We start from the raw sequence: 4399 nt of genomic DNA on the forward strand, positions 1-4399 counted from the left end.
ATGGAGGCCGATGCACTGGCACTGGCCAGCATCAGGAGAAAAAAAGCGATCCATTGCTTTACTGCGATCATGGTAATTTGCGCCAACTGCGTCCCATTTTTTAAATGGTTGCCAGTGTGGCGATTTCACCGAACCATTGCAACTGTCCCGTCGCACAGTAGCTCAGGGACCGCGCATCTCCATCCAGTTGTGCCCCTCGACTTGCCTCGGTTGATGAATGCCGCACGCCTCCAGCAACTCATCGACATAGGCGGGCACCAGCAGGGAGGCTGGGCCATAGCGTTTTTCGTCAAACTGGCTACCCACCTCGCTCGGCTCGAGATTGAGCTCGATGGTGTGCGCCCCGTTGAGGCCCGCCTCATGGACAAACCCGGCGGCCGGATAGACGGCGCCAGAGGTGCCGATGGAGATAAAGAGATCGCACTGGGCAAGCGCGCTGTAGATGCGATCCAGCCCGAGCGGCATTTCGCCAAACCAGACCACATGAGGACGCATCGGCTGGGGGAACTGGCAACAGGAGCAGAGCTCGTCCTGATGGAGATCACCGCGCCACTCGATCACCTGACCGGACTCGGGGCAGCGGGCCTTGAGCAGCTCGCCGTGCATATGGATAAGGTTCTTGCTGCCAGCACTCTCGTGCAGATTGTCGATGTTCTGGGTGACCAGCGTCACCGAACCGGGCAGCAGTCGCTCGAGGCGGGCCAGTGCATAGTGGGCCGGATTGGGGTGAACCTGGGGCTGTTGCAGCTGTTTGCGGCGGGAATTGTAAAAGCGCAGCACCAGTTCGGGATCCCGGGCATACCCCTCGGGGGTCGCCACATCCTCGACCTTGTGCTCTTCCCACAAACCGTCGCAGGCACGAAAAGTCTTGATGCCAGATTCGGCAGAGATCCCCGCGCCGGTCAGGATCACGATATGTTTATATGACTGCGCCATAAGCTGCTCCGTCTATCCCCGCACAATAAATGTGACCTTAGCACAGGGAAAAAAGTGTCACTATTCGCCCTTGGTCTTAAGCGGCGCCGCTGGCAACACGGGTAACCAGGCATCCAGTACCGACAGATCCAGCCTGACAAAGACCATCTCCCGCCCGGTCACCAGGGTCAGCGGCAAGCCAAGGCGCTTGAGCAGGGTCAGCATGGGCCGGTTCTGGGCCAGCACTTCCGCCGTCCACTCCCGGATCCCGTCCGCTCTGGCCAGCAGTGCCAGCGCCAGCAGAATGCGCCGCCCCGCCCCCTTGTGCTGAAAGTGATCCGCCACGATGCAAGAAAACTCCGCCCGATCGGGATGAAGGCGGCGGCGGATTGATTGCGCCTGAGCCAGCGGCTCACCGGCCAGATCGGTCAGCAACAGCGAGATCTGTTGTTCGAGATGGTAATTGAGAAATTGGGCCACCTGTTCCGGTGGCGGTGTCCGTTTCGGACGCATAAAGCGCAGATAGATGCTTTCTTCACTCAATGCATCGTAAGCGGCCAGCATGCGGGCAGGCGCCACCCCATGCAGCTCGCGCAGCAGGCAAGGCACCCCGGAGACCTCCATAGCCAGTGGCAGCGCGGCCCGGGAAACCGGATGGGGCCAGCCTTCCAGCCCTTTACCAAGGCGCTCCCGGTGCATGGGCCAGCAGAGGTAGCGCGGCATGGCTTACCAGCGCCCCGTCATACCGCGCTCTCGCCACACCTCGACGTCGAGCAGGTTGTAAGGATCATCCAGATAGACGGCGATCCCCAGCTCCCGAACCCTGGCCATAAAGCGTCCCAGCAGGGAGTCACCGGTCAAGGACTCCATCTCCGGCAAGATCCCCTGCCCCAGCAGCAAGGCTTGCAGCGGCAAACGCTCCAGCAGATCGAATGGCAGATGCTGGCTGTTATCGAGCAGCAGCGCCAGCTTGCTCCCCGCCAGACTGGCTTGCAGCACCAGTGCGAAGCGATCGGCATTGCCGAGCAGGTGGTCTCGACGGTGGATCAGCAGGGTCAGTTCGGCTGGGGTGCGCGACTGCTCCGTCAGCCAATCCTTGAGCGCCTCCCAGCGGCTGGGCAAACCCGTCACCGCCAGCCAGACCGGATGAGGGGTCGCGGAACTGGAGAGCAGCCCAAGTTGACCCTGCACCTCCCCCTGCCACCGGCGGATGGTGCGGCGCTGGCCGCTCAAGCGCTGTTGACGCAGCGGGCCCAGATAGAGTCGACGCAGCAACCTGAGCAGCTCGTCGCAATCAAGCGGCTTTGCCAGTGCCGCCAGAATATTGAAACCGGCATCGTGCAGCAGGCGGCGGGCACCGTCAATCAGCGTCTGCTCATGGGCCGAAAGCAGCACAATGGGCAGCCCGGCCTCCTGCAACTGGGGCTGGTTCATCAGCAGACTGATGGCATCTTGCTCCACCAGACTGAGATCGCACACCAGCAGGCTGATGTCACCTGCCGACAATGCCGCAAGACAGGCCGATTCATCCTGTACCCACTGACAGGAGAGCCCCAACCCGGCGATGGTCTGTTGCAATTGCATCCCCTGAAACGGGTGATCCTCGAGCAGCAGCACCTTGTTAGCGGCCAGCCAGTTGCACCAGTCACGATAACTGGCGGCAAGCCCCCCCAGCCAATCTTCGCCGATAGCGTAGATCCCCTCATGCTGCTGCAACTGGGAAAAGTAGTCCGCCTGCTGATGAGCTGCAGGGTCGTAAAGGGCAATGGCGCCGGCCGCAAACAGCCCTTCCCACTGCCAGCAGGCATCCGGTCGGGTACGGTGCAGCGTGACATAGGAAGGCAATGTCATGGTGCTGGCCAACTCATGGGCGGTGCTGTCGAGGGCATAGAGCACAATGGGGCAAAATCCTGCCGCCTCATGCTCTTCCGAATCGAGCAACGCCAGTAATTCTTCATCAGTGATGATCATCTTGAGCCCTCTTTGAAAACTGCTGGCTGAACTCATCCAGTGCCCGGTTCAATCTGGCTTGCAGCATCGGATGGGGCGCCTGTTGCCACTCTTCAATGACCGCCACCAACGCCGTCGCCCCTACCATTCTGGCGGCCCCCTTCAACTTGTGTAAAGCAGCATTCACGCCAACTTCATCTTCTTCTGTGCTGCAGCGCTCAAGTTCGGCCAAATCATCACGGGTAGCCTTCAGATAAAGGGCGGCCAGTTCATCGGTCAGCAGCGAGGCAACCGGTGTCGGGGCGACAGCATTGCTCCCCTCTTTGGCAATATGGCGCAGCAAGGTCGCCAGCTCCTTGAGGGCGACCGGCTTGTCCAGATGGCCATCGCAACCGCAGGATTGCAGCTCCCTTGCTGCCTGGTCACTGAGATCTGCGGTGATCACATAGACCGGCAGACGGGCCCAACGGGCGGATTGGCGCAATTGCCTGCACAGCTCGGCCCCGTTCATCACCGGCATCTGCAGATCGGTCAGCACAAAATCCACATCCTGCTGTGCCAGCATCTCCAGCGCCAGCTGCCCGTTGGCGGCAGTGATGACGCTGGCACCAAGTTGTCCCAGTTGCAGGCTGATCAGCTCGCGATTGACATCGTGATCTTCAACCAGCAGTACCCGCATACCAAGCCCGGGCTGGGTACCGGCGACCGGTTGATCCGGGGTCAGCCGTGGCTGCATCAGGGTGATGATGGTCCCGGGCACCCAGGACTCCCCTTGCCAGGCCCAATAGTAGAGCCCCTTCTCGTCCACCTCCGCTTGCAGCGTATCAACGGCGTTGCTGACGGTGGCGATCCCCAATCGACTGAGCCAGGGCGAGACCGCTTGCGCCTCATCGTGGGGTAAAGAGAGTGCCAACTGCCGCACATTGGGCAGCCAGTCCGGCTCCTGCTGCACCCGCTTCAGCGGCAACTCGCAATAGAAGCGGCTACCGCCACCGACACGCCCCTCGACATCGATAAGCCCCCCCATCTGCTCGACCAGCTGCTTGCAGATCGCCAGACCAAGACCGGTGCCCGGCGCCCGCAGCTGCCCTTCAACGGCAAACTGCTCGAACGGCATAAAGAGCGTGGTGCGCATCTTGGCGGTGATCCCCGGTCCCTGATCATCCACACCAAAGCGCAAGGTCGATGCGACCACCTCGGCCCACAGCACCACTTCCCCACGCAGGCTGAACTTGATGGCATTGGAGAGCAGGTTGTGGAGCACTTGCCGTACCCGGTGAGGGTCGAGGGTCTGCAGGGCTGGCAGAGCTGGATCCAACTTAAGGCGCAGTTGCAATCCCTTGGCCCGCGCCTTGGTCCAGTGCACTGCCGCCACGTGCTCGCACAGCTCGGCAAAATCGGTGGGCTGGGGCGAGAGGGAGAGTTTGCTGTTTTCGTTGCGGCTAAAGTCGAGCACATCGTTGAGCAGGCCGAGCAGCTCATCCCCCGCCTGACGCACCCGCGCCAGCGCAGAGTCTTGCTCTCTCGACAAAGG

General features: G+C 61.4%; 4 protein-coding genes. All 4 read right to left on the minus strand.

The window, feature by feature from the left end; translation table 11 throughout:
- Window positions 1-162: 162 nt before the first annotated feature.
- Complete coding sequence (gene cobB / locus AACS18_RS17260) at window positions 163-936, minus strand: Sir2 family NAD+-dependent deacetylase (protein WP_005336680.1); 774 nt, start codon at window positions 934-936, stop codon at window positions 163-165.
- 60 nt (window positions 937-996) lie between these two features.
- Complete coding sequence (locus tag AACS18_RS17265) at window positions 997-1638, minus strand: GNAT family N-acetyltransferase (RefSeq protein ID WP_108612834.1); 642 nt, start codon at window positions 1636-1638, stop codon at window positions 997-999.
- A 3-nt stretch (window positions 1639-1641) separates the two neighbouring features.
- The gene (locus tag AACS18_RS17270; protein ID WP_108612835.1) at window positions 1642-2886 is read right to left on the minus strand and encodes a response regulator; all 1245 of its coding nucleotides are present in this window, start codon (window positions 2884-2886) and stop codon (window positions 1642-1644) included.
- Window positions 2873-4399: hybrid sensor histidine kinase/response regulator (locus AACS18_RS17275; protein ID WP_146184787.1), on the minus strand; the 1527-nt coding region annotated here is incomplete at its 5' end. The genes AACS18_RS17270 and AACS18_RS17275, both read right to left, overlap by 14 nt.

Source organism: Aeromonas sp. HMWF015, assembly GCF_963878965.1.
GTDB lineage: Bacteria > Pseudomonadota > Gammaproteobacteria > Enterobacterales > Aeromonadaceae > Aeromonas > Aeromonas veronii.